Source organism: Nocardia sp. NPDC004582, from assembly GCF_053602115.1.
This window is the reverse complement of record NZ_JBSGCY010000118.1, coordinates 1-20,790: the sequence shown is the minus strand read 5'-3', so window position 1 is coordinate 20,790 and position 20,790 is coordinate 1. Positions and strand designations below refer to the sequence as shown.

Annotated in this window: 20 protein-coding genes; 14 read left to right on the top strand and 6 right to left on the bottom strand. The window is 69.2% G+C overall.

The genetic code is table 11. From position 1 onward, the window contains the following. The 5 genes from ACWELJ_RS26265 to ACWELJ_RS26245 form a co-directional block, all read left to right on the top strand. A partial coding sequence (locus ACWELJ_RS26265) for a hypothetical protein (RefSeq protein WP_452368801.1) occupies window positions 1-2,061 on the top strand: 2,061 nt, incomplete at its 5' end. Next, on the top strand, window positions 2,058-2,366 hold the full coding sequence (locus ACWELJ_RS26260; protein WP_357100470.1) for a transposase: 309 nt from the start codon (window positions 2,058-2,060) through the stop codon (window positions 2,364-2,366). The genes ACWELJ_RS26265 and ACWELJ_RS26260, both read left to right, overlap by 4 nt. A gap of 128 nt (window positions 2,367-2,494) precedes the next feature. After that, window positions 2,495-3,031 (top strand): hypothetical protein, encoded by a 537-nt coding sequence (locus ACWELJ_RS26255; RefSeq protein WP_452368803.1) that lies wholly within the window; start codon window positions 2,495-2,497, stop codon window positions 3,029-3,031. Between the two features lie 37 nt (window positions 3,032-3,068). After that, the gene (locus tag ACWELJ_RS26250) at window positions 3,069-4,970 is read left to right on the top strand and encodes a type IV secretory system conjugative DNA transfer family protein (protein WP_452368800.1); all 1,902 of its coding nucleotides are present in this window, start codon (window positions 3,069-3,071) and stop codon (window positions 4,968-4,970) included. Continuing rightward, the gene (locus tag ACWELJ_RS26245) at window positions 4,967-5,404 is read left to right on the top strand and encodes a DUF4913 domain-containing protein (RefSeq protein ID WP_452368799.1); all 438 of its coding nucleotides are present in this window, start codon (window positions 4,967-4,969) and stop codon (window positions 5,402-5,404) included. Before ACWELJ_RS26250 ends, ACWELJ_RS26245 begins: the two co-directional genes overlap by 4 nt. 76 nt (window positions 5,405-5,480) lie before the next feature. On the opposite strand, the gene ACWELJ_RS26240 is transcribed toward ACWELJ_RS26245, so the two are convergent. Then, a complete protein-coding gene (locus tag ACWELJ_RS26240; protein ID WP_452368798.1) occupies window positions 5,481-6,044 on the bottom strand; it encodes a hypothetical protein in 564 nt (187 codons plus the stop codon). Between the two features lie 400 nt (window positions 6,045-6,444). Beyond that, window positions 6,445-7,305 (bottom strand): peptidylprolyl isomerase, encoded by an 861-nt coding sequence (locus tag ACWELJ_RS26235; protein ID WP_452368797.1) that lies wholly within the window; start codon window positions 7,303-7,305, stop codon window positions 6,445-6,447. 188 nt (window positions 7,306-7,493) lie between these two features. Here ACWELJ_RS26235 and hisS point away from each other — a divergent pair, with 188 nt between their 5' ends. The 4 genes from hisS (at window position 7,494) to ACWELJ_RS26215 (ending at window position 11,363) form a co-directional block, all read left to right on the top strand. Beyond that, the gene (hisS, locus tag ACWELJ_RS26230) at window positions 7,494-8,774 is read left to right on the top strand and encodes a histidine--tRNA ligase (RefSeq protein ID WP_452368802.1); all 1,281 of its coding nucleotides are present in this window, start codon (window positions 7,494-7,496) and stop codon (window positions 8,772-8,774) included. A gap of 517 nt (window positions 8,775-9,291) precedes the next feature. Continuing rightward, the gene (locus ACWELJ_RS26225; RefSeq protein WP_452368796.1) at window positions 9,292-9,936 is read left to right on the top strand and encodes a hypothetical protein; all 645 of its coding nucleotides are present in this window, start codon (window positions 9,292-9,294) and stop codon (window positions 9,934-9,936) included. Window positions 9,937-9,982: 46 nt separating this feature from the next. Then, window positions 9,983-10,258, top strand: a complete 276-nt coding sequence (locus ACWELJ_RS26220; RefSeq protein ID WP_452368795.1) for a hypothetical protein — start codon at window positions 9,983-9,985, stop codon at window positions 10,256-10,258. 103 nt (window positions 10,259-10,361) lie between these two features. Beyond that, the gene (locus tag ACWELJ_RS26215) at window positions 10,362-11,363 is read left to right on the top strand and encodes a malate dehydrogenase (RefSeq protein WP_452368794.1); all 1,002 of its coding nucleotides are present in this window, start codon (window positions 10,362-10,364) and stop codon (window positions 11,361-11,363) included. Window positions 11,364-11,409: 46 nt separating this feature from the next. Here ACWELJ_RS26215 and ACWELJ_RS26210 read toward each other — a convergent pair whose 3' ends face one another. Then, window positions 11,410-12,282, bottom strand: a complete 873-nt coding sequence (locus tag ACWELJ_RS26210; RefSeq protein ID WP_452368793.1) for a TIGR03619 family F420-dependent LLM class oxidoreductase — start codon at window positions 12,280-12,282, stop codon at window positions 11,410-11,412. Window positions 12,283-12,498: 216 nt separating this feature from the next. Here ACWELJ_RS26210 and ACWELJ_RS26205 point away from each other — a divergent pair, with 216 nt between their 5' ends. Further along, on the top strand, window positions 12,499-13,248 hold the full coding sequence (locus ACWELJ_RS26205; RefSeq protein WP_452368792.1) for an SDR family oxidoreductase: 750 nt from the start codon (window positions 12,499-12,501) through the stop codon (window positions 13,246-13,248). A gap of 150 nt (window positions 13,249-13,398) precedes the next feature. Here the strand turns inward: ACWELJ_RS26205 and ACWELJ_RS26200 are convergent, their stop codons facing one another. Together ACWELJ_RS26200 and ACWELJ_RS26195 are read right to left on the bottom strand one after the other, a co-directional pair. After that, window positions 13,399-14,640, bottom strand: a complete 1,242-nt coding sequence (locus ACWELJ_RS26200; protein WP_452368791.1) for a hypothetical protein — start codon at window positions 14,638-14,640, stop codon at window positions 13,399-13,401. Then, a complete protein-coding gene (locus ACWELJ_RS26195) occupies window positions 14,637-14,966 on the bottom strand; it encodes a type VII secretion target (RefSeq protein ID WP_452368790.1) in 330 nt (109 codons plus the stop codon). The genes ACWELJ_RS26200 and ACWELJ_RS26195 overlap by 4 nt, the downstream gene beginning before the upstream one ends. Window positions 14,967-15,170: 204 nt before the next feature. On the opposite strand from ACWELJ_RS26195, the gene ACWELJ_RS26190 reads away from it, so the two are divergent. From ACWELJ_RS26190 to ACWELJ_RS26175, 4 genes are all read left to right on the top strand, one after another. Continuing rightward, entirely contained in the window at window positions 15,171-16,157 is a 987-nt protein-coding gene (locus ACWELJ_RS26190; protein ID WP_452368789.1) for an NAD-dependent epimerase/dehydratase family protein, read from the top strand. A gap of 31 nt (window positions 16,158-16,188) precedes the next feature. Continuing rightward, window positions 16,189-17,205 (top strand): Rv2578c family radical SAM protein, encoded by a 1,017-nt coding sequence (locus ACWELJ_RS26185; protein WP_452368788.1) that lies wholly within the window; start codon window positions 16,189-16,191, stop codon window positions 17,203-17,205. Between the two features lie 107 nt (window positions 17,206-17,312). After that, entirely contained in the window at window positions 17,313-19,277 is a 1,965-nt protein-coding gene (locus ACWELJ_RS26180; RefSeq protein ID WP_452368787.1) for a 2-oxoacid:acceptor oxidoreductase subunit alpha, read from the top strand. Beyond that, window positions 19,277-20,356 carry a 2-oxoacid:ferredoxin oxidoreductase subunit beta gene (locus ACWELJ_RS26175; RefSeq protein ID WP_452368786.1) on the top strand — a complete coding sequence of 360 codons (1,080 nt, stop codon included), beginning with the start codon at window positions 19,277-19,279 and terminating at the stop codon, window positions 20,354-20,356. The genes ACWELJ_RS26180 and ACWELJ_RS26175 overlap by 1 nt, the downstream gene beginning before the upstream one ends. Before the next feature lie 28 nt (window positions 20,357-20,384). Here the strand turns inward: ACWELJ_RS26175 and ACWELJ_RS26170 are convergent. After that, window positions 20,385-20,790: hypothetical protein (locus ACWELJ_RS26170; RefSeq protein WP_452368785.1), on the bottom strand; the 406-nt coding region annotated here is incomplete at its 5' end.

Genomic DNA, 20,790 nt, shown 5'->3' with positions numbered 1-20,790 from the left:
GGTGGTCCCGCCCGTGATCGGCGCGCCGAGGGCGAGCGGGACGCACGGCGCGGCAGCGCATCCGAAGGCCGCGGGCGGTCCACCGACGCCGATCGTGTGCATCTGGGTGGCCGGACCGGAACGCCCGGGCGGGCACGACCCGCGCGGCCCGAGAGCGAGCCGGGGGAGCGCCCGGTACGCAACCGGCCGGTGCGGACCGGACGCCCGGAGCGGTCCACCGCGGAGGAGCGCGGGCGCTCCGGACTCCGGAAGGACAAGCGGGACAAGGACCTCGAGCAGGCCGAGCGGGAGGCCGCGGCCAAGCGGGCCGCGGCGCGCAAGGCGGCGGCCAAGAAGAAGCAGTCCGGACCCAAACTGCTCGACGACACCCAGCGGGCCAAGCTGGAGGTGACCGCGCGGGAGGGCAACGGGATCAAGGCGGCCTGGGCCACCTTCCGGCTGCACACCGACGACCTGCGGCGACGCAACTTCGCGGCGCGGGCCGAGCGCATGGAGTACGGCAACTTCGACGAATTCGACCGGACCACCGCCCAACTCACCGACCGCGGCTATATCGGCGCGGGCGGCGGGCGGATGAACGTGATCGGCCGGCCGGTCGAGTACCGCGCCACCACCGCGCAGGTCGCCGGCCTGTGGCCGTGGTCGGTCGGCGCGGGCGCGCCGCTCATCGGCACCCCGCTCGGCTCGCACCTGCACACCGGCGCACCGGTCTGCTTCGACCCGATGAACTGGTTCATGCGCGGCAGTTTCATCACCGCTCCCAGCCTGTTCGTGCTGGGCCTCAACGGTTTCGGCAAGTCCTCGCTGGTGCGCCGGATCGTGCTGGGCGGCGTCGCGCAGGGCATCACGCCGCTGGTGCTGGCCGACGTCAAACCCGACTACCGCAAACTGGTGGAACTGGTCGGCGGCCAGGTCATCGACCTGGGCTACGGCCACGGCAAACTGAACCCGCTCGCCGCCGGTGTGCTGGGCTCGATCGTGCCGCGGCTCGAGGACCTCCCCGAATTGCGGACCCAGGTCATGCAGGAGATGCGGGCGCGTCAGGTCAGTCTGGTCGCGGGTCTGGTCGAGCTGGTCCGCGGTGAGCGGGTGCGCGACTTCGAGGAGACCCTCATCTCCACCAGCCTGCGCATCCTCTATCGCGCCGGCAGCGCCTTCACGCCCGAGAATCCGCCCATCATGGAGGATCTGCTCGATGTGGTCGTCGCCGGCGGCGACGAACTGCGCCTGGACGCGGGCGCGGACGACGAGGAGGAGTACGCCGAGGCGATCAAGGAGCTGCGCCGCTCGCTGCGTGCGCTGACCCAGGGCCCGTTCGGCGCGATCTTCAACGGCCAGACCACGACTCCCATCGACACCGGCGCGACCGCGGTCTGTATCGACGTCTCGCACATCCCCACCGGCGACAAGAAGCTCAAGGCCGCGGTCATGCTGGCCTGCTGGGCCGACGGTTTCGCCTCGGTCGAGGCCGCGCACGTGCTGGCGGACGCGGATCTGGGTCCGCAGCGCTACTTCCAGGTCGTGATGGACGAGCTGTGGCAGGTGCTGGGCCTGGGCGACTTCATGGTCGACCGCGTGGACGAGCTGACCCGTCTGCAGCGCGGCATCGCCACCTCGCTGATCATGATCAGTCACACCATCAAGGACCTGCAGGCGCTGGGTTCCGAGGCCGCCATCGCCAAGGCGCTCGGCTTCCTGGAACGCGCGCGCGCCAAGATCTTCGGCGCGCTGCCGGCCGAGGAGATCGCGCGCCTGGATTCCACCGTGCCGTTCACCGCCGCCGAGGAGGACATGGTGACCAGCTGGTCGGCGCCGCAGGCGCTCACCGGTGAGGCGCTCAAACCGGGCCAGCAGCGCCCGCCCGCGCCCGGCACCGGCAAGTTCCTGCTCAAGATCGGCGAGGACCGCCGCCCCGGTATCCCGTTCCACATGGAGTTCACCATCTCCGAGCGGGAGAGCGGAATCCACGACACCAACCAGCGTTTCAGCGAATTCACCGAGACCACCGCCACCCGCGGCGCGGGTGTGGACCCCGGCTCGGACGAGGGGAGCGCCGCATGATGCCGCACCGGTCGTATCGAAGAGTGTCGCCGGAGGTCCGGCAGGCCGCGGTCGAGCAGGTCATCGCGCTGACCGGCAAGCTGCGCTCGGAATCCGAGGCGTGCCGGGTGGTGGCCGAACAGATCGGCGTGCACACCAATTCGGTGCGCAACTGGGTGCGCGCCGCCGAGACCCCCGGCCTCGAGCGGATGGACGCGGTCGCGTTGCGCCGCAAGGTGGCGCTGCTGCAACAGCAGCTGGCCGCGGCCGCGGAGATGAACCGCTCGCTGGTGGAAACCCTCCACGACGCCAAGCGCGGCACATGAGCCGCTGCCGCGACGAATTCCCGAACGGCCGCAACGGGGCTGGACACGCCGAGCACCGAAACCGGCTGGTATGGCGCGCGCGCCGCACCCGGAGACTAGCCTGGAAGGGTGGTCCGATTGGGGTGGTGATGCTGGTGGTGAGCGTCGCGATGCTGGCCACCGCCTGTTCCGGCGGCGGCTCGAACGGCGGCGGCTCGAATCCGCCTGCCGGGCAAGCGCCCACGACCACCACCCGGTTGCTGGAGGTCGCGCCCGCGCCCGACCCCACCACCCCCGACGGGGTCGCGGTGGCGGCGCTGCAGCAGATCTACACCTGGAATCCGGCCACCGAATCCGAGGGCGACGCGCTGCGCCGGGCCCGGAAATGGCTGGGTCCCACCCTGATCCGCACCCTGGACAACCCGTCCACCGCCGTGGACACACCGCGCCCGACGCTGCGGTGGGCCGAATGGGCCAAGGAGAACGCGCACGTCGAGGCGTTCGCGTTCGCCTCCGGCGAGAAAGCGCCCGCGGGCGCCGACCCGAACCGGCAGCAATACAAGATCGGTATCGAGCAGACGGTCGTCCACCCGGACGGCAAGCGGGAAAAGCTACCCCCGGCCACGGTCGTCGCTACCGTCGTGCGTGGCCCCGGCGGTAACTGGTTGCTGGACGAATTCCGTTGAGCGGCAACGACTCACAGGTCATCCCAGGAGGATAGAGATGGCGAAGACACCGGTGCAGGACCCGGCCGATCCGGGTCCAGACCGCACCCTGCACCTCGTGTACGCGGGTTTCTATATCTTCGGAACCCTGTGGCTGGCAGTCCAACTGGGCAATCTGCTCAGCTCGCCGCGCCAGAACCTGCCGATCAACCCGATCGCCATCGTCGTCAACCTGATCAAGGGCCAGCTGCACTGGCCCACGGCCGCCACCGTCATCGTGGTGCTGATCGTGGCCGGGACGGCGGGCTGGGTGTGGTACAAGCGCTATCGCGCCGAGGCCGCCAAGAAGGGCCGGCTGGCCATCGACGACAAGGCCGACCACATGGGCTCCGGCGGCGCCATCAAGGCGCTCACCCTGGCCGGGGTGCGCGAGAAGGCCGGGAAGATGGGCGTGCCGCTGCACACCCACCTCACCGGCGACAAGGTCATTCCCGGTTCGCTCATGCGGCCCGGAGACGCACTGGTGCCGGGCATTCCGATCGGCATGTCGGTCGCCGACGGCGAGATGATGTACGGCTCCTACGAGGACCTGCAGGTCGACATCTGGGGTCCGCGCCAGGGCAAGACCACCTCCCGGGTCATCCCGGCGGTGCTGGCCGCCATCGGCCCGGTGGTGGTCACCTCCAACAAGCGCGACGTCGTCGACGCCACCCGGGATGTGCGCGCGGGCAAGGGTTCCCCGATCTTCGTCTTCGATCCGCAAGGCGTGGCCCCGGATTCGCACGACTGGCAGGCGCAGCAGGAACCCCAGTGGTACTGGGATCCGCTGGCCTGGGTCGATGTGCACCGCCCTGGCGCCGAGGTGCGCGCGGTCAGCCTGGCCGGGCACTTCTCCGACGCCGAGGGCAGTCCCTCGGCCGGCGGCGGCGCCGACTCCTACTTCGACCCCGAAGCCGAGGACCTGCTCGCCGCGCTGTTCCTGGCCGCCGGCCTCGAGGGCAGCAATATCCTGCGGGCGTGGGAATGGGTGAACAACCCGCTCGACACCACGCCCGTGGAGATCCTGCGCCGCAGCGCCAAGCACTACATGGCCGAGGGCCTGGCCGGGCAGTACAACCTCGACGTGCGCACCCGCGACGGCATCTTCGGCGGCGCGAAGGCCATGATCCGCTGCCTGAAACTGCCGCACATCCAGCCGTGGATCATCCCCAACGGCGGCCGCGAACCCTTCGACGAACTGGCCTTCCTGGAGGGCAACGGCACCCTGTACTGCCTCTCGCTCGAAGGCCGGGGATCGGCCGCGCCGCTGGTGAGCGCGCTGACCGCGGCGGTCATCGAGGTCGCCACCCACAAGGCCTCGCGCTCGCCCGGCGGCCGGCTGCCGGTGCCGCTGCTGGCGGCGCTCGACGAGGCCGCGAACGTGGTGCGCTGGAAGGATCTGCCGAAGCAGTACAGCCACTTCGGATCTCGCGGCATCGTGGTGATGACGGTGCTGCAGTCCTGGGCCCAGGGCGCGCGCTGCTGGGGACCCGACGGTATGGAAGCGCTCTGGGGCGCGGCCAATATCAAGGTGATCGGCAGCGGCATCGACGACATGGCATTCCTGCAACAGCGCTCCGAGGCCATCGGCGACTACGACTCGATCGCGCAATCGGTGTCGGAATCCAAGGGCGGCAAGAGCTATTCGCGTTCGCTGAGCTCCTCCCGGACCTTCAACGCGCACGCCCTGGCCACCCTGCCGCGCGGGCGCGCCATCCTGTTCTCCTCCGGCACACCGGCGGTGCTGTTGCGCACGGTCCCGTGGTGGGAGGGCGCCGACGCGGCCGCGGTGGAGCGTTCCATCGAGGCGCACGACCCGTCGCCGACGAAGAAGACCACCATCGATGATCTGACCAGTCCCGCGCTGATCAAAGAGACAATCCCGGATGTCGCGGCTCCCAAGGAGGTCCGACCGCTGTGAGCGACGAGCAGCACCCTGATGATTTCCCCTTCGACGACTCCCGTGGCCGTCGTCCCGACGAGCCGCAGCGCATGGTCTACCAGAGCGTGGTCGAGTTCGTCGAGAACTATCTGAGTCTGGTGTACCGGCGGCAGGTGACCGATATCAGCGACACCGTGTGGTGTCCGGAATGGTGGAAGCACGCCGAGGCGGTCGCCCGGCTGGATGCCATGTGGCGGGCGTGGGAGCACTTCCGCTACGACGGCAAGACCGGTCTGAGCGTGTGGTTCCTCGACCACGCCGACCCGCACATGGCGAAGCTGTTCGACCCCAAGGGCCCGTTCAAGTACTGCAGTGTGCGCAACGGACACAAGGACATGCTGACGCCGCTGCCGCTGAAGTCGCCGCAGCAGGGTCTGTTCAGCAACCCCACCATGGGCGAGTTCCCGCTCTAGACCCCGGAAACGGATCGTGGCGGATCGCAAGGCGATCCGCCACGGTACCCATCACAACGGCCGAAACGACTGATACTCAGACTCGTTCGCGCGAGCGGGCGCGTTCGCGCTCCCGCTCGTGGGCTTCCTGCTCGCGGACGCGACGCTGAGCCGCCTCCTGCTCCCGGATTCGTACGGCGTCCTGCGCCGACTGCGCCTGGCCGACTTCCATCAGCATGCGCACCGATTGCAGTTCCGGCGAGATGCCCATGCGCGAAAGGTGCTGGGCCAGAGCGGTTCGCCGCTCCACCGAGTCGTACCGGGCGCCACCGCGACCGGCCTGCTGCGCGGCCATGCGGGTGGCCTCGGTCGCCGCCGAGAACCGATCCTTCTCGAGGGAGACGCCGCCGCGTTCGAGCGTGGGGCGCTCCAGGATTCGCGAGAGTTCACGGTTCCGCGGGTCGCGGGCCTTGGCATCGGCCGCCTCACGCAACCGGCGCTCGCGGCCTTCCTTCTGGCGGGCCTCGGTGACCCTGACCCGCGCTTCCGCTTCCTTCTGGCCACGTTCCCGGGTGCGCAGCGCGACAAGTGTCGCGAGCTGCAACATTTGCCTCATCATCGCCGCCGTTTCGCGGCCGATGTCGTCGAGTTCCTCGGCCATTGCCTGCTCCCCGATGCTGCAGTTGGATCACTATGGATGATGGTGCTTCGTCACGGACCTCGCTACGCGAACGGTGGTTGCGCATAGGTCGTCCCGCCTGCAAACGCGGACACCCGGAGAACATGGGGCGAAGCGGCGGCCCGAGTGGGGATTGCCCGGTGGGCTTTACTTCGCCTTGGTACTCCGTTCTACGAGATTACCAGCGAAAACTCCGAAACCGCCGTACGCGCGCGTCGCGATCCAGCATATATCGCACAATTCCGGCAGGTGAGGGAAAACTCAGGATTTTCTTTGGTTAGGGAAGCCTTACACGAGAGGTTCAACGGGACCTTCCCGAGACTTTCGCCGGAAAAGCAACGGCCCCGGCGCGATTCGCGCCGGGGCCGAAAAACCGTGCTGGTCAGTTGATTTGGACCGACTGGATGTTCACATCCATGGCCGGCTTGCCGTCCTGACCGCCGCCCGCGACCCCGCCCTTGGCGATCTTGTCGAGGGTGGCCAGCCCGGCCTCGTCGACCGTGCCGAAGATCGTGTACTGCGGCGGCAGTTGGGAATCGCCGTAGACCAGGAAGAACTGGCTGCCATTGGTGCCCGGGCCGGCATTGGCCATGGCCAGCACGCCGCGCTTGTACTCGACCGGGAACTGCGCGGCCTGATCGGTCGCCGCGTACTGGTCAGTCGGGTACTCATTGTCGAATTCGTAACCGGGACCGCCCATTCCGGTGCCGGACGGGTCGCCGCACTGCAGCACCTGCAGACCCTTACCGGTGGTCATGCGGTGGCAGCTGGTCGCGTCGAAGTACTTCTGCTTCGCCAAGGACTCGAAACTGTTGACCGTGCAGGGGGATTCGCCCGGATTCAGGGTCATGGTGATGGGGCCCTGATTGGTGTCCATGGTGGCCTTCACCTCACCGGCGGTGGTGATGTTGGCCGTGCCCGGCGCGCTCACCTGCTTGTCGGCGGGCTTCTGCGACGGCCGGTACTCACAGCTCACCGAGGCCGGCTTGGCCTTCGCGGCCGGCGGGGGAGCGGCGGTCAGCGAGGCGTCCGGCGTCTCCGACGCCTTCGCGCTGTTGCTGCTGTTGTCATCGCCCTTGGTCAGGAAGTAGATGCCGACACCGGCCGCCACGGCGACCACGACGCCCAGCGCCGATGCCGCGATGGTGAGCTGCTTGCGCTTGCGCGCGCGCTGGGCCCGGTTCTCGAGTTGACGCTCCAGCTTCCGTTTCGCCGCTGCGCGTCGCTGTTCATTGCTCGGCACTAACTGTCCCTCCGTGAACGGTCGGTATCTGATGTCTGTACAGACATTGGGCCGTCAGCACAAACGAGCCCGTCAGCCCAGCGGCCGCGGCAGACATTACCTGCATTCGCTGAGAAAAACCTACATATGAGGGCCGGGCCGGTAACCGGTTGGACTTGGCGCGCGGCCGTGGTGGAAACTTGACCATCGTGACCAAGACCAGCAGCTTCAGTGCCCCGAGGGGGGTCCCGGACTATCTGCCCCCCACCTCCGCGGAGTTCGTCGCCGTCCGGGACGGCCTCGTAGCCACCGCGCGACTGGCCGGATACGGGCATGTCGAGCTGCCGGTTTTCGAAGAGACCGCGCTGTTCGCACGCGGTGTGGGGGAGTCGACCGACGTCGTCTCCAAGGAGATGTGGACCTTCGCCGACCGCAATGGCGAGAGCTTCACCCTGCGTCCCGAGGGCACCGCGGGCGTCATGCGCGCGGTCATCCAGAACGGCCTCGACCGCGGCCCGCTGCCGGTCAAGCTCTGCTACGCCGGGCCCTTCTTCCGCTACGAGCGCCCGCAGAAGGGCCGCTACCGGCAGCTGCAGCAGGTCGGCGTGGAGGCCATCGGCGTCGACGACCCGGCCCTGGACGCCGAGGTCATCGCCATCGCCGACGCCGGGTTCCGCAACCTCGGGCTCGACGGCTTCCGGCTCGAGATCACCTCGCTCGGCGACGAGACCTGCCGCCCGCAGTACCGCGACCTGCTGCAGGAATTCCTCATGAAGCTCCCGCTCGACGAGGAGACCCGCCGCCGGGCGCTGATCAACCCGCTGCGCGTGCTCGACGACAAGCGTCCCGAGGTCAAGGAGATGACCGCGAACGCGCCGCTCATGATCGACCACCTGTCCGAGTCCGCCAAGGCGCACTTCGAGCAGGTGCTCGGCCACCTCGACGCGCTCGGCGTGCCGTACGTGGTCAACCCGCGCATGGTGCGCGGGCTCGACTACTACACCAAGACCACCTTCGAATTCGTGCACGACGGACTCGGCGCGCAATCCGGCATCGGCGGCGGCGGCCGCTACGACGGGCTGATGGCCGAACTCGGCGGGCAGGCGCTGTCGGGCATCGGCTACGGCATCGGCGTCGACCGCACCGTGCTCGCGCTCGAGGCCGAGGGCAAGACCGCCGTCGACGGGCCGCGCGTGCAGGTCTTCGGCATCCCGCTCGGCGACGTCGCCAAACAGCGCCTGGTGGTGCTGGCCGCCGACCTGCGCAAGGCCGGAATCCGCACCGACCTCGCCTACGGCGGGCGCGGCATGAAGGGCGCGATGAAGGCCGCCGACAAGTCCGGGGCCCGGCTCGCGCTGGTCCTGGGCGACCGCGAGGTCGCCGACGGCGAGATCGGGCTCAAGGACCTGAGCACGGGCGAACAGCGCCAGATCCCCCTGGACGAGGCCGTCGCCCAGGTCGCGGCCGCCCTTGCGGGCGAACAGGATTGATCGCGCAGGCGGGACCCGGGCAACACCGAGACGCCCGGATCCGCCACCCGCTCCCACCGCACAACGGCGCCTCCGCCGCGCGACCACTCCCGCCGCGCGACACAACCACTGCTGCCGCGCGATGTGACCACTGCTGCTTCGCGACGTGACCACCGAGTCGCACGACGTGACCACTGCTGCCGCGACGTGACCGCTGCTGCCGCGCACGCCGCGACCGTGCCGGTTCGGGTCGCGATCAGCGGCTGTCGCCCACCAAGCAGGTCCTCGACCGGCTGGCCTGGCTGCGACGTGACCGCTGCCGGCCCTGGCGGCGCGGCAGGGTTGGCGGGCGGTGCGGCGTGGTTGTTACCTGGCGGGGCGGCGTTGTTACAGCCCGGCGAACCTCCGCCGAATCCGCATACGGGTGCGTGAATCGGGGTATGAGGTAGAGGCCAGCTGACATACCCGCGCACGCCGCACGGGCCGGTGCCCGCCGGCGGACCGCGCGAACCCTACAGACCTGGACGAATGCACTGCTGTGACTCATGAATCGACGCCGGGATCCGGCGAGGTCGGCCTCGACCTGATCGCCCCCGAACTGCTGGCCCCCGCGCTGCGCAAACTCACCCTCGCCGCGCTCGGCATCGGCATCGGGGTCGGCCTGCTGATGGCGCTGTTCGTGCATTGGCCCACCGCGCTGGCCGCGGGTCTGGTCCTCGGCGCACCGACCGTCCTGTACTCCCTGGCCGTGCAGCGCCGCCGGATCACGGTGTCCGGCAGCGTGATCCACGCCCGCACCTGGCGCGGCGAACGCCACCTGGACCTGGCCGTCGCCACCGCCGTGGAGATCGTCATCAACCCCGGCAAGATCAGCCGCATCGTGCTGCGCGCCACCGTGGGCCCCGACACCCAGATCGTGCCGCTGGCCATCTACAGCGACTCCGGCAGTGGCCGCGAACTCCACATCCTGGGCCTGCGCAAACTCGCCGACGCCCTGGCCGGTTGCCCGCTCGCCGCCGCCCTGGCCATCTCCGGCGTGCTGGTCCAGCAGCTGCGCGCCGAGGCCCGCGACGCCAACGCCGAGGAACGCCCCCTCTACCGCGCCGTCCAGCTGGTCCGCGCCCGCGACGCGGCCGGGCCGATCATCCTCGCCGACTCCGATATCGCCGACCTCGCCCGCTGACGACGACTCGGATCGCCGGACCGGACATCGGCCACTGACTCCACCCATGCCGGTGCCCCGCCACTGCGGCTCTCGCGCCACCTCGGACGCCCGCATCGTGCGCGACCGGATGCTGGTCGATCTCGATGAGCACGAGCGGAACGCCGTCATCGAGGTGCACCTCGAAGGCCACTGCGCGCCCGTGCGGCACGCCACCTACTACTGGCGCAACGAGTCAGAGGCAGGCTGTCAGCCCTCGGATGCCGCGGCCGCGGTGCGTCGGGCCGCTACCGCCACCCGATGCGCACTCCGGCGTGCGGCGCGGTGCTGGTCGCGGCTGTGATGTGGGCTCGCGGCCGGTGTTCCTTTGCTCACGGCCGGGCGAGATGCGGCGTGCGCGTCGATAGGGTCGAAGGGAGATCAGCCGCTATCGCGAGGAGATCGCCGTGAGCAACGTTGCGCCAGTGACCGTCACCGTGACCGGAGCCGCCGGGCAGATCGCCTACGGCATGTTGTTCCGCATCGCTTCCGGGGCCCTGCTCGGGGCCTCCACGCCGGTGCGCCTGCGGCTGCTCGAGATTCCCGCGGCCGTCGCCTCGCTCGAAGGCGTCGCGATGGAACTCGAGGACGGCGCGTTCCCGCTGCTGGCCGGCATCGATATCGCCGACGACCCGTGGCTCGGTTTCGAGGGCGCGAACATCGCGATTCTGGTGGGGTCGCGGCCCCGCAGCGCCGGGATGGAACGCGCGGACCTGCTGGCTGCCAACGGGCCCATCTTCACCGATCAGGGCGCGGCCATCAATGCCAATGCCGCCGATGACGTCCGGGTGCTGGTGGTCGGAAATCCGGCCAACACCAACGCCTACATCGCCATGAACAACGCCCCCGACGTTCCCGCCGAGCGGTTCACGGCCCTGACCCGCCTCGACCACAATCGCGCGATCGCGCAGGTGGCTGAGAAGACCGGGGCCGCGGCCGCGGACATCGCGCGGATCACGGTGTGGGGCAACCACTCCGCGACCCAGTACCCCGACCTGGCGCACGCCACCGTCGGCGGCCGCGACGCGCTCACCGTGATCGACGATCCCGCCTGGGTGACCGGCGATTTCGTGCCGACCGTCCAGCAGCGCGGCACCGCTATCATCGCCGCGCGCGGCGCGTCCTCGGCGGCGAGTGCGGCCAGCGCCGCCATCGACCACATCCACGACTGGGTGCGGGGCACCGCCCCCGGCGACTGGACCTCGATGGCGGTGCCCTCGGACGGCTCCTACGGCGTGCCCGAGGGGCTGATCAGCTCGTTCCCGGTGACCTGCGCCGACGGCGAGTACACCATCGTGCCGGACCTGGAGATCGGCGAATTCGCCCGCACCCGAATCGATCACAGCGTCGCCGAGCTGGTCGGCGAACGCGACGCCGTGATCGAGCTGGGGTTCGCGAAGAAGGCGTGATCAGCACCGCCGGGCCGGCGTGATCAGCACCGCCGGGCCGGCATGATCAGCTCAGCTTGGCGATCACGTTGTCGCCGTACCACTTGATCTTGGTGATCTTCTCTTCCAGGGTCTCGGTGTCCTGCTCCTTGGCGTAGGAGTTGCGGAAGCCGACGATCAGGTCGGTGATGCCCTTCTCCTCGCAGCGCTTCACCCCGTCGGGGGTGTAGCCGTCGTAGGAGACCGCGTGGATCTCGAAGTCGCCCTTGTGGTCCCGCTCGGCACGCAGCTCGTCGATCCGCGCCAGGTACTTGTCCAGCTCCTCGCCGTTGCCGCCGGCGTGCATCCAGCCGTCGCACAGGCGCACCGCGCGGCGCAGCGCGGCGTCGCTGTGGCCGCCGAGCAGGATCGGCAGCGGCTTCGTGGGGGCGGGAGTGAGCTTGATCTTCGGGATGTCGTAGAACTCGCCGTGGTACTCGAAGTACTCGCCGGTCGACAGGCCGCGCACGATCTCGATGCACTCGTCGATGCGCTTGCCGCGCTTCTCGAACGGGACGCCCATGATCTGGAAGTCCTCCGGCCACGGGCTGATGCCCACGCCGAGCGCGAAGCGGTTGTTGCTCAGCCGGGCCAGCGAGCTGGCCTGCTTGGCGACCAGCACCGGCGGGCGGATCGGCAGCTTGAGCACGAACGGGGTCTGGCGCAGCGTGGTGGTGGCGGCCGCGATGGCCGCCGACAGCACGAAGGTCTCGATGAACGGCTTGCCGTCGAGGAACTCGCGATTGCCGTCCGCGGTGTAGGGATACTTCGAATCCGACTCGGCCGGGTAGGCGATGCTGTCGGCCACGGTGATGCTGTGGAACCCGGCGGCTTCGGCAGCCTGAGCGAGGGGGATGTAGTAATCCGGGTTGGTCATCGCCTCCGCGTAGGTGAAGCGCATCGATCGTCCTCTCGACAGTGAGCAAGTGCGAAAAAACTAGAACCGATTCTAGTTTTGTAGCTGATGCTAGCGCCACCCTCGCGAAAAGGCATCAGATCCGGGCCGATTCGGACAGTCAACCCACCCGCCGGGCACCCCGCCGCCGCGATCCCGGTGGCCGAGATGATCCGGGAGCGGGGGTTGCCCGATTGTTCTGCCGCTTGTTCTAATCGCCCCATGACCATCGCCATCACCGGCTCCGGGTCCGGCATCGGCGCGGCCACCGCCGCCGCCCTGCGAGCCGCCGGGCACGACATCATCGGCATCGACCTGCGCAACGCGGACATCACCGTGGACCTCACCGACGCCGACGCCCGCGCCGCCGCGGTCGAGGCGGTGCTCGAGCGTGCGGGTGGCAGCCTCGACGGCCTGATCCTCTGCGCCGGCGTCGGCCCCCAGGTGCCCGACCCCAACCTGGTGGTGGAGATCAACTACCGCGCCACCGTGGCCCTGCTCGACGCCCTGCTGCCCGCCCTCACCAAGGGCGAAAACCCTGCGGCCGTGGTGGTTTCGTCGGTCGCCTCCACCCACATCAAGTGGGAGGACAACCCGATCGCCTCGGGCACCGAGGCCGAGGCCTTCGCCCAGGCCGGGGACTACGCGGGCAGCTACGCCTACGCCGCCTCCAAGAACGCCGTCACCGTGGCCGTGCGCGAGCGCGCCGTCGAGTGGGGCGCCGCCGGCGTCCGCCTCAACACCGTCGCCCCGGGTAGCGTCGACACCCCGCTGCTGCAGGCCGGGCTCGACGATCCGCGCTACGGCGAGGCCATCCGCAACTTCGTCTCCCCGATCGGCCGCAACGGCCGCCCCGAGGAGATCGCCTCCCTCATCGTCTACCTGATGGGTCCGCAGGCCGGATTCATCCACGGTTCCCAGTTCGTCATCGACGGCGGAGTCGACGCGCAGGCGCGCCCGACCGCGGTGTAACCCACCGCGGCGTGCGCGAGCGCGCCCTGAAACGGTGGCCGAGCCCGCGGGGTGTACATCCGCTTTCGGTCTCCACCGATGCCGCGGTGGTCTGGGTACCCGTCCAGATCACCGCGGTATCACCCTTTCCGGCGTGATCGGTCGGTCGGCTCAGAGCTGATCGGCTTCGGCCGCGTCGAGAGGATCCTCTGCCTGGCCGATGACCCCGGGGGCGACAGTGCCCAGATTGCCGGTGAGTTCGCATTCGACGGTAGAGCTCCGGTGTGGCTGCACCGTCCGGCCGTGCGGTGCCTCGCCCCCGCCTCTACCGGCACCCGCCGCGGCGGGCGAGCCCAGGAAGCCCGAGCCGACGGGTCCACGGCCGGGGACGCCGCCCGCGCCGAACTGATTCGCGGGATCAGTGCTGCCGCCGCCCGGTGGAGACGAGCCCGGCCCGCCCGGGGCCGACGGCATGCCGCCGCCGAGACCGCCCGCGCCGCCGCCGTTTCCGAGGCCACCACCCCCGCCGACACCGGTCGCGGATGTGTCCGGAAGCCCGCCCGGCGAATTCGATCGGGACGGATCGTCGGGAGTGGAAGTCGCGGCAAGCAAACCACTTTCGAGCAAGTCCTGGGCCTGCTCCAGGATCGGCCGGCCCACATTCTGCGCCAGGGCCTGAGCGACCCCCGCCGGATCCGGGCCACCGCCCTGCCCGATCAGCTGCCCGATCAGCCCCTGCACCTGTGCGGTGCAGACCGACAGTTCGCCGCGCGTGGTGTTCACGACCGTCACGGCCTCCCCGAGATGCCGAGTGGCCGAGGCGATCAGGGTGGTCTGGCCGAGTGGGGTCAGGATCAGCGGGGCCAGCGCGGTGGCCTCCGTGGCGAAAGCCTCGGCGATGGCGGTGAGCTGGAGATTGCCGCGTCGAACCACGGCCGCGGCCCGATCGATGATCGTCGACAGATCGAACCCGCGCCCGGCGGTCTCCAGACCGTGCTCTCCGGCCCGCCTGCCCGCCGCCTGAGCGCTCTCGGAAGCCTCTCCCTGCCACAGGGATTCGACCGTCCGCAGCGCACCGCCGCCGACCAGCACCGCGGACTCGATCACCGTGGACCCGGCGCTGAGCAGCATGGCCGGATTCAGCCGGCCCAACACGCCGGTGCCGAACGCGCGCAGCAGGTGCAGGAACGGTGCGAACAACGCGTCCAGTCCCGGAATCGCGGGCAGCGCCAAGCCCTTCATCAGATCGCCGACCGGATCGGCGGGCAGCGGCGGCATGTCCGCGGGTAGCGCACCCACTGGCAACGCCGGAACCGGGCCGGGCAAGACGACGTCCACACGCTGCGCTCCCGTTGCGCCGAGGTCCGGACCGGCCGGGCCGAATCCGATGACGCCGGAGTCGAGTGGCCTCATGCCTGGTCGCCGATCTGCGCGGCGGCGGTGCCGAGGTCGCCCGCGAAAGCGGCGTCGGTGCGGTCGTAGGTGGCCGCCGAACCGAACGCCGCCCGCCCGAGCTGGGCGAAGCGGCCGGAGAGGGCGTTGATGTCGCGGGCGTGCAGGAGTTCGGCGACGGCGTAACCGGCCAGGAAGTCCGCGCCGATGAGTCCGAAGACCGGGGTCATGGCGGCTACGTGGGTGACGGTGTCCAGACCGCCCTGGGCGGCGATGTCGGCGGCCACGCCGTCCTGGGTCACCGCGAAGGCGCGGACCGCGACGGTGTCGACCGAAAGATCGGCCATATCAGCTCCCCCCAAGCGTCGTGGACATGCGGGGATGAACATAACCCATCGAGCGTCCAGCCCGGCGTGGCGTTCGCGGCCACGCCGAGGGGTGTGGGCCGCCACGCGGGTCGCGCGGGCGTGTCCGCGTTGTGACGCCGTCCGTATCCGGTCCGCGATGTGACCGTTCTTGCAAATTAGAACAAGTTCTATATTCTTCTGACCATGAAGGTCGCAGTCACCGGCGCCGCCGGGTTCCTTGGCACCAATTTGCTTCGCCTGCTTACTGATCGCGGTCACGAGGTCACCGCCATCGACCGGGTCGCCGGTGCCGCCCAGCCCGGGGTGACCTGGGTGAACGGTGACGTGCTGGATCCGGTCTCGATGCGGTCCGCGCTCGACGGCGCCGAGGTGGTCTACCACCTGGTCGCGCTGATCACCCTGGCCCACAAGAATGATGTCGCCTGGCGGGTCAACACCGAGGGTGTGCGGGTGGTCGCCGAGGCCGCGCTCGAGGTCGGCGCGCGCCGCATGGTGCACACCAGCTCCATCCACGCGTTCAACCAGTACTCCTGCGGCGGCGTCATCAACGAGCGTTCGCCGCGTTCGATCGACCCGGATCTGCCGGTGTACGACCGTTCCAAGTGGCAGGGCGAGATCGAGCTGCGCTCGGTCATCGACAAGGGCCTGGACGCGGTCATCTGCAACCCGACCGGTGTGTACGGCCCGATCGACAACACCGCCTCGCGCATCAACACCACGCTGTGGGACGCGGCCCGCGGCCGGGTGCCGGTCATGATCAGCGGTGGCTTCGACCTGGTCGACGTGCGTGACGTGGCCAACGGCCTGGTCCTGGCCGGCGAGCGCGGCCGCACCGGCGAGAACTACCTGCTCGGCGGCCACTTCACCGACATGTTCCAGGCCACCCGCACCGCCGCCGAGGTGAACGGGAAGATGAAGCCCGCCTTCGCGATCCCGGCCAAGGTGATCAACGCCTGCATGCCGGTCATGGAGCCGGTGGCCAAGGCCTTCGGCAGCGACCGCATCTCCAAGGCGGCCATGGGCGCTCTGCTGGCCGCCCCGATCGTCGAGCGCACCAAGGCGACCGAGGAACTCGGCTACCGTCCGCGCCCGGCCGAGCAGACCATCCGGGATCTGGTCGCCTTCTACAACGGGCGGCCGATCGAGGCCGACACGCAGAAGATTGCTTGACACTCGCTAGAACACATGTTCGACTGGGGTGGTGCGTTGGCAAAGGCAAACCCTCGGCGCCGATGACGGCGCGCTCCCCGGGCTCGAACGTGCGGGTTTCGTACGCAGCGTACAGACACCCGAGTTCGAGGGCATCACGTTTCACGAGGTGCTCTGCAAGAGTGCGCTGAACCGGGTGCCCGACAGCGGCACCCTGCCGTTCAGCTGGACCATCAATCCCATGCGCGGGTGCTCGCACGCGTGCCGCTACTGCTTCGCCCGCGGCACGCACGAGTATCTGGACCTCGACGCGGGCGCCGATTTCGACTCCCAGATCGTGGTCAAGACCAATGTCGTCCCGATCCTGCGGCGTGAACTGCACAAACGGTCCTGGCGGCGCGAACATGTCGCGCTGGGCACCAATACCGATCCGTATCAGCGCGCCGAGGGCCGCTACCGGCTGATGCCGGGCATCATCACCGCGCTGGCCGAATCCGGCACCGGATTCTCCATCCTCACCAAGGGCACGCTGCTGCGGCGGGATCTGCCGCTGCTGGTCGAGGCCGCCGGGCAGGTGCCGGTGGAGCTCGCGGTGTCGATCGCGATCCTCGACGAGGAACTGCACCGGGGCCTCGAGCCCGGCACGCCGTCGCCGCGGGCGCGGCTGGAACTGGTGCGCGCCCTCGCCGATGCCGGGTTCGCCGTGAATGTCATGGTGGCCCCGGTCATTCCGTATCTGACCGACTCCCAGGCGCATCTGGACGCGCTGTTCGCCGCCATCGCCGAGGCCGGGGCCGATCGGGTCACCGCGTTCCCCATGCATCTGCGCGGTTCCACCCGCGGCTGGTTCCTGGCCTGGCTGGCCCAGGCCCACCCGGCGCTGTTGCGTCGCTACCGGCAACTGTATGGTCGGGGAACTTCGGTGACACCGGAGTATTCTGCGTGGCTACGCGGCCGTATCGAGCCGCTGCTGGAGAAACACCGTTTGAACCGTGATCGACCGGCCGAGCCCGAGGTTCGCGCCGTCGAATCGCACACGCCCGACCCGCAGTTGGCGTTGTTCGCCTGACGGCGGTTCTTTTGATCGAAACCATTGCGCTTCACGGGTGTGTCGCGAATATTGCGGAGTAGTTTGGCGTAAGTACCTCACATCTGACGAGGAAGTGATGCACGCGCATGGTTTCGCAGTATGACGACTCTGCGGCGGCCGGAAACGGCGACGGCCCAGGGAAATTGGCGGTCGAGAAACTGGAACGGGTCGTCATCCGCTTCGCGGGCGACTCCGGTGACGGCATGCAGCTCACCGGTGACCGGTTCACGCACGAGGCCGCCGCATTCGGCAATGATCTTGCCACCCAACCGAATTTCCCCGCCGAAATCCGCGCACCCCAGGGCACGCTGCCCGGTGTGTCGTCGTTTCAGATCCAGATCGCGGACTACGACATCCTGACCGCCGGTGACCAGCCCGATGTGCTGGTCGCGATGAATCCCGCTGCGCTGAAGGCGAATCTGGAGGATTTGGCGCGCGGGGCGACGGTGATCGTCAATACGGACGAATTCACCAAACGCGCCCTGGCCAAGGTCGGGTATGCCGGGGATCCGCTCACCGATGACACCTTGACCGATTTCGTGGTGCATCGGGTGCCGATGACGTCGTTGACGCTCGGCGCGACCGAACCGACCGGTGTGGGCAAAAAGGATGGGCAGCGCGCGAAGAATATGTTCGCGCTCGGCTTGCTGTCATGGATGTACGGGCGGCCCATCGGCGGCACCGAACAGTTCATGCGGGAGAAATTCGCCGCCACACCCGATGTCGCCGAAGCAAATATCCTCGCATTCCGGGCAGGATGGAATTACGGCGAAACCACCGAGGCGTTCGCCACCACCTACGAGGTGGCCCCCGCGACGCTCCCCGCGGGCACCTACCGGCAGATCACCGGCAACACCGCGCTCGCCTATGGCATCGTCACCGCCGGGCAACTGTCCGGGCTGCCGGTGTTCCTGGGCACCTACCCGATCACCCCGGCCTCGGACATCCTGCACGAACTGAGCAAGCACAAGAACTTCGGCGTCACCACCTTCCAGGCCGAGGATGAGATCGCCGGAATCGGCGCGGCCCTGGGGGCCTCGCTGGGCGGCGCGCTCGGGGTGACCAGTACCTCGGGCCCGGGACTGGCGCTCAAGAGCGAGACCATCGGCCTGGCCGTCATGACCGAACTGCCGCTGGTGATCATCGACGTGCAGCGCGGCGGCCCGTCCACGGGTCTGCCCACCAAGACCGAACAGGCCGATCTGCTGCAGGCGCTCTACGGGCGCAACGGCGAATCCCCAGTCCCCGTGGTCGCGCCGCGCTCACCCGCGGACTGCTTCGACGCCGCCGTGGAGGCCGCCCGTATCGCTCTCACCTACCGGACCCCGGTGCTGCTGCTGTCGGACGGTTCCATCGCCAATGGCTCCGAGCCGTGGGCGATTCCGCGCGTCGAGCAGCTCGCACCCATCGACCCGGCCTTCGAACCCGCGGGCGCGCAGGACGATTCGTTCCAGCCCTACGCCCGCGATCCGGAGACCCTGGCCCGGCCGCTGGCGGTGCCCGGCACCGTGGGCCGCGCGCACCGCATCGGGGGACTGGAGAAGGCCGACGGCAGCGGCAATATCTCCTACGAACCGGCCAACCACGAACTCATGGTCCGGTTGCGGCAGGCCAAGATCGACGGCATCGCGGTGCCCGACCTGGTGGTGGACGATCCCGGCGGCCACGCCGAACTGCTGCTCATCGGGTGGGGCAGCTCCTACGGTCCGATCGGCGAGGCGTGCCGGCGCGCGCGGCGGCGCGGGGTGCCGGTGGCACAGGCGCACCTGCGGCATCTGAATCCCTTCCCGCCCAATCTCGGCGAGGTGCTGCGCCGCTACCGCACGGTGGTCTGCCCGGAGATGAACGGCGGGCAGCTGGCCATGCTGCTGCGCGCCCGCTACCTGGTCGACGTGCAGCCGTGGACCAAGGTGGCCGGCACCGCCTTCCAAGCACAGGAACTGGTCGGCGTGATCGACGCGGCCCTGGACGGCTCCATCGCGGAGATGGAACAGGACAAGGCCTTCGCCGCACGGGCGCGCGCGACCTACCGCACTCCAGGGGGACAGTGATGACCATTCTCGAAAACCCGCTCGTGGGAACCGATCTGGGCCTCACCGGACTGTCCGGCGTGCCGCGGGCAGCGGGCCCGCAGAAGGCCAAGGACTACACCTCCGATCAGGAGGTGCGCTGGTGCCCGGGCTGCGGCGACTACGTCATTCTCGCCACCGTGCGCGGCTTCCTGGCCGAGCTGGGTCTCGAGCGCGAGAATCTGATGTTCGTCTCGGGCATCGGCTGCTCGAGCCGGTTTCCGTACTACCTGGAGGCGTACGGGATCCACTCCATCCACGGCCGCGCCCCGGCGATCGCCACCGGGATGGCGGTGACCCGGCCGGACCTGTCGGTCTGGGTGGTGACCGGGGACGGTGACGCGCTGTCGATCGGCGGCAATCACCTGATCCACGCGTTGCGCCGCAATGTGAACATGACGATCCTGTTGTTCAACAACCGGATCTACGGTCTCACCAAGGGCCAGTACTCGCCGACCTCGGAGACCGGCAAGGTCACCAAGTCGACCCCGATGGGCTCGATCGACCATCCGTTCAACACCCTGTCGGTGGCGCTGGGCGCGGAGGCCACCTTCGCGGCCCGGGCCCTGGACTCCGACCGGGCCGGTCTCACCGAGGTGTTGCGCGCCGCCGCCGAACACCGCGGCACCGCGTTCGTGGAGATCCTGCAGGACTGCCCGATCTTCAACGACGGCTCCTTCGACGCGTTGCGCCGCGAGAACGCCGAATCGCATCTGGTCCGCCTGCGGCACGGCCAGCCCATCCGCTTCGGGGCGGACGATGAATTCGCCGTGGTCCGTGATGGTTTCGGCCTGCGGGTGGCGCGCGCCGACAGCATCGCCGAATCCGACATCGTGGTGCACGACGCCTACACCGACCGGCCCGAATACGCCTACGCCCTGTCGCGGCTGTCCGACCAGGACCTCACCCACGTGGTGACGGGCGTGTTCCGCAGCGTCACCCGCCCCACCTACGACGACGGCGTCCGCGCCCAGCTCGGCACCGCGGCCGAACGCAAACCGGTGAGCCCGGACTCCTTGCAGGAGCTGCTCACCGGCGGCGAAACCTGGACGGTCGGCTGAGTTTTCGCGCTCGGGCCGGTGTTCGGGTTCAGGCCGGAACGAAGGCGTTCAGCAGGCGCTGGAACAGATCGTCGAAGCGCTTGCGGGACGCCTTCTGCTCGTCGTTGAGACCGTCGGTGATCTCGGGCGCGTACACGATCAGATGCAGATCCTGGTCCCGGGACTCGGGCATGTAGTCGATGATCGAGGTCCCCTTGTCGGTTGCCTCCGGGGTCCCCATATCGACGGCGACCAGCGCCTTCATCTCGGTCGCCGCCGCTGTCAGCACGTCGGCGGGCACCTTGCCGTCGACCGGCTGCGCGGTGGGATCGGACCGCTTCACCGCGTGCCCGTCCGGCCGCACCTCCAGCGCCGGCCGCAGATCGGTCCGGGTCTGCCAGCCGGCGGGCAGCGCGGTGAGCGTGAACAGGGCCGGGGGAGCGGCCGCCGCCGGT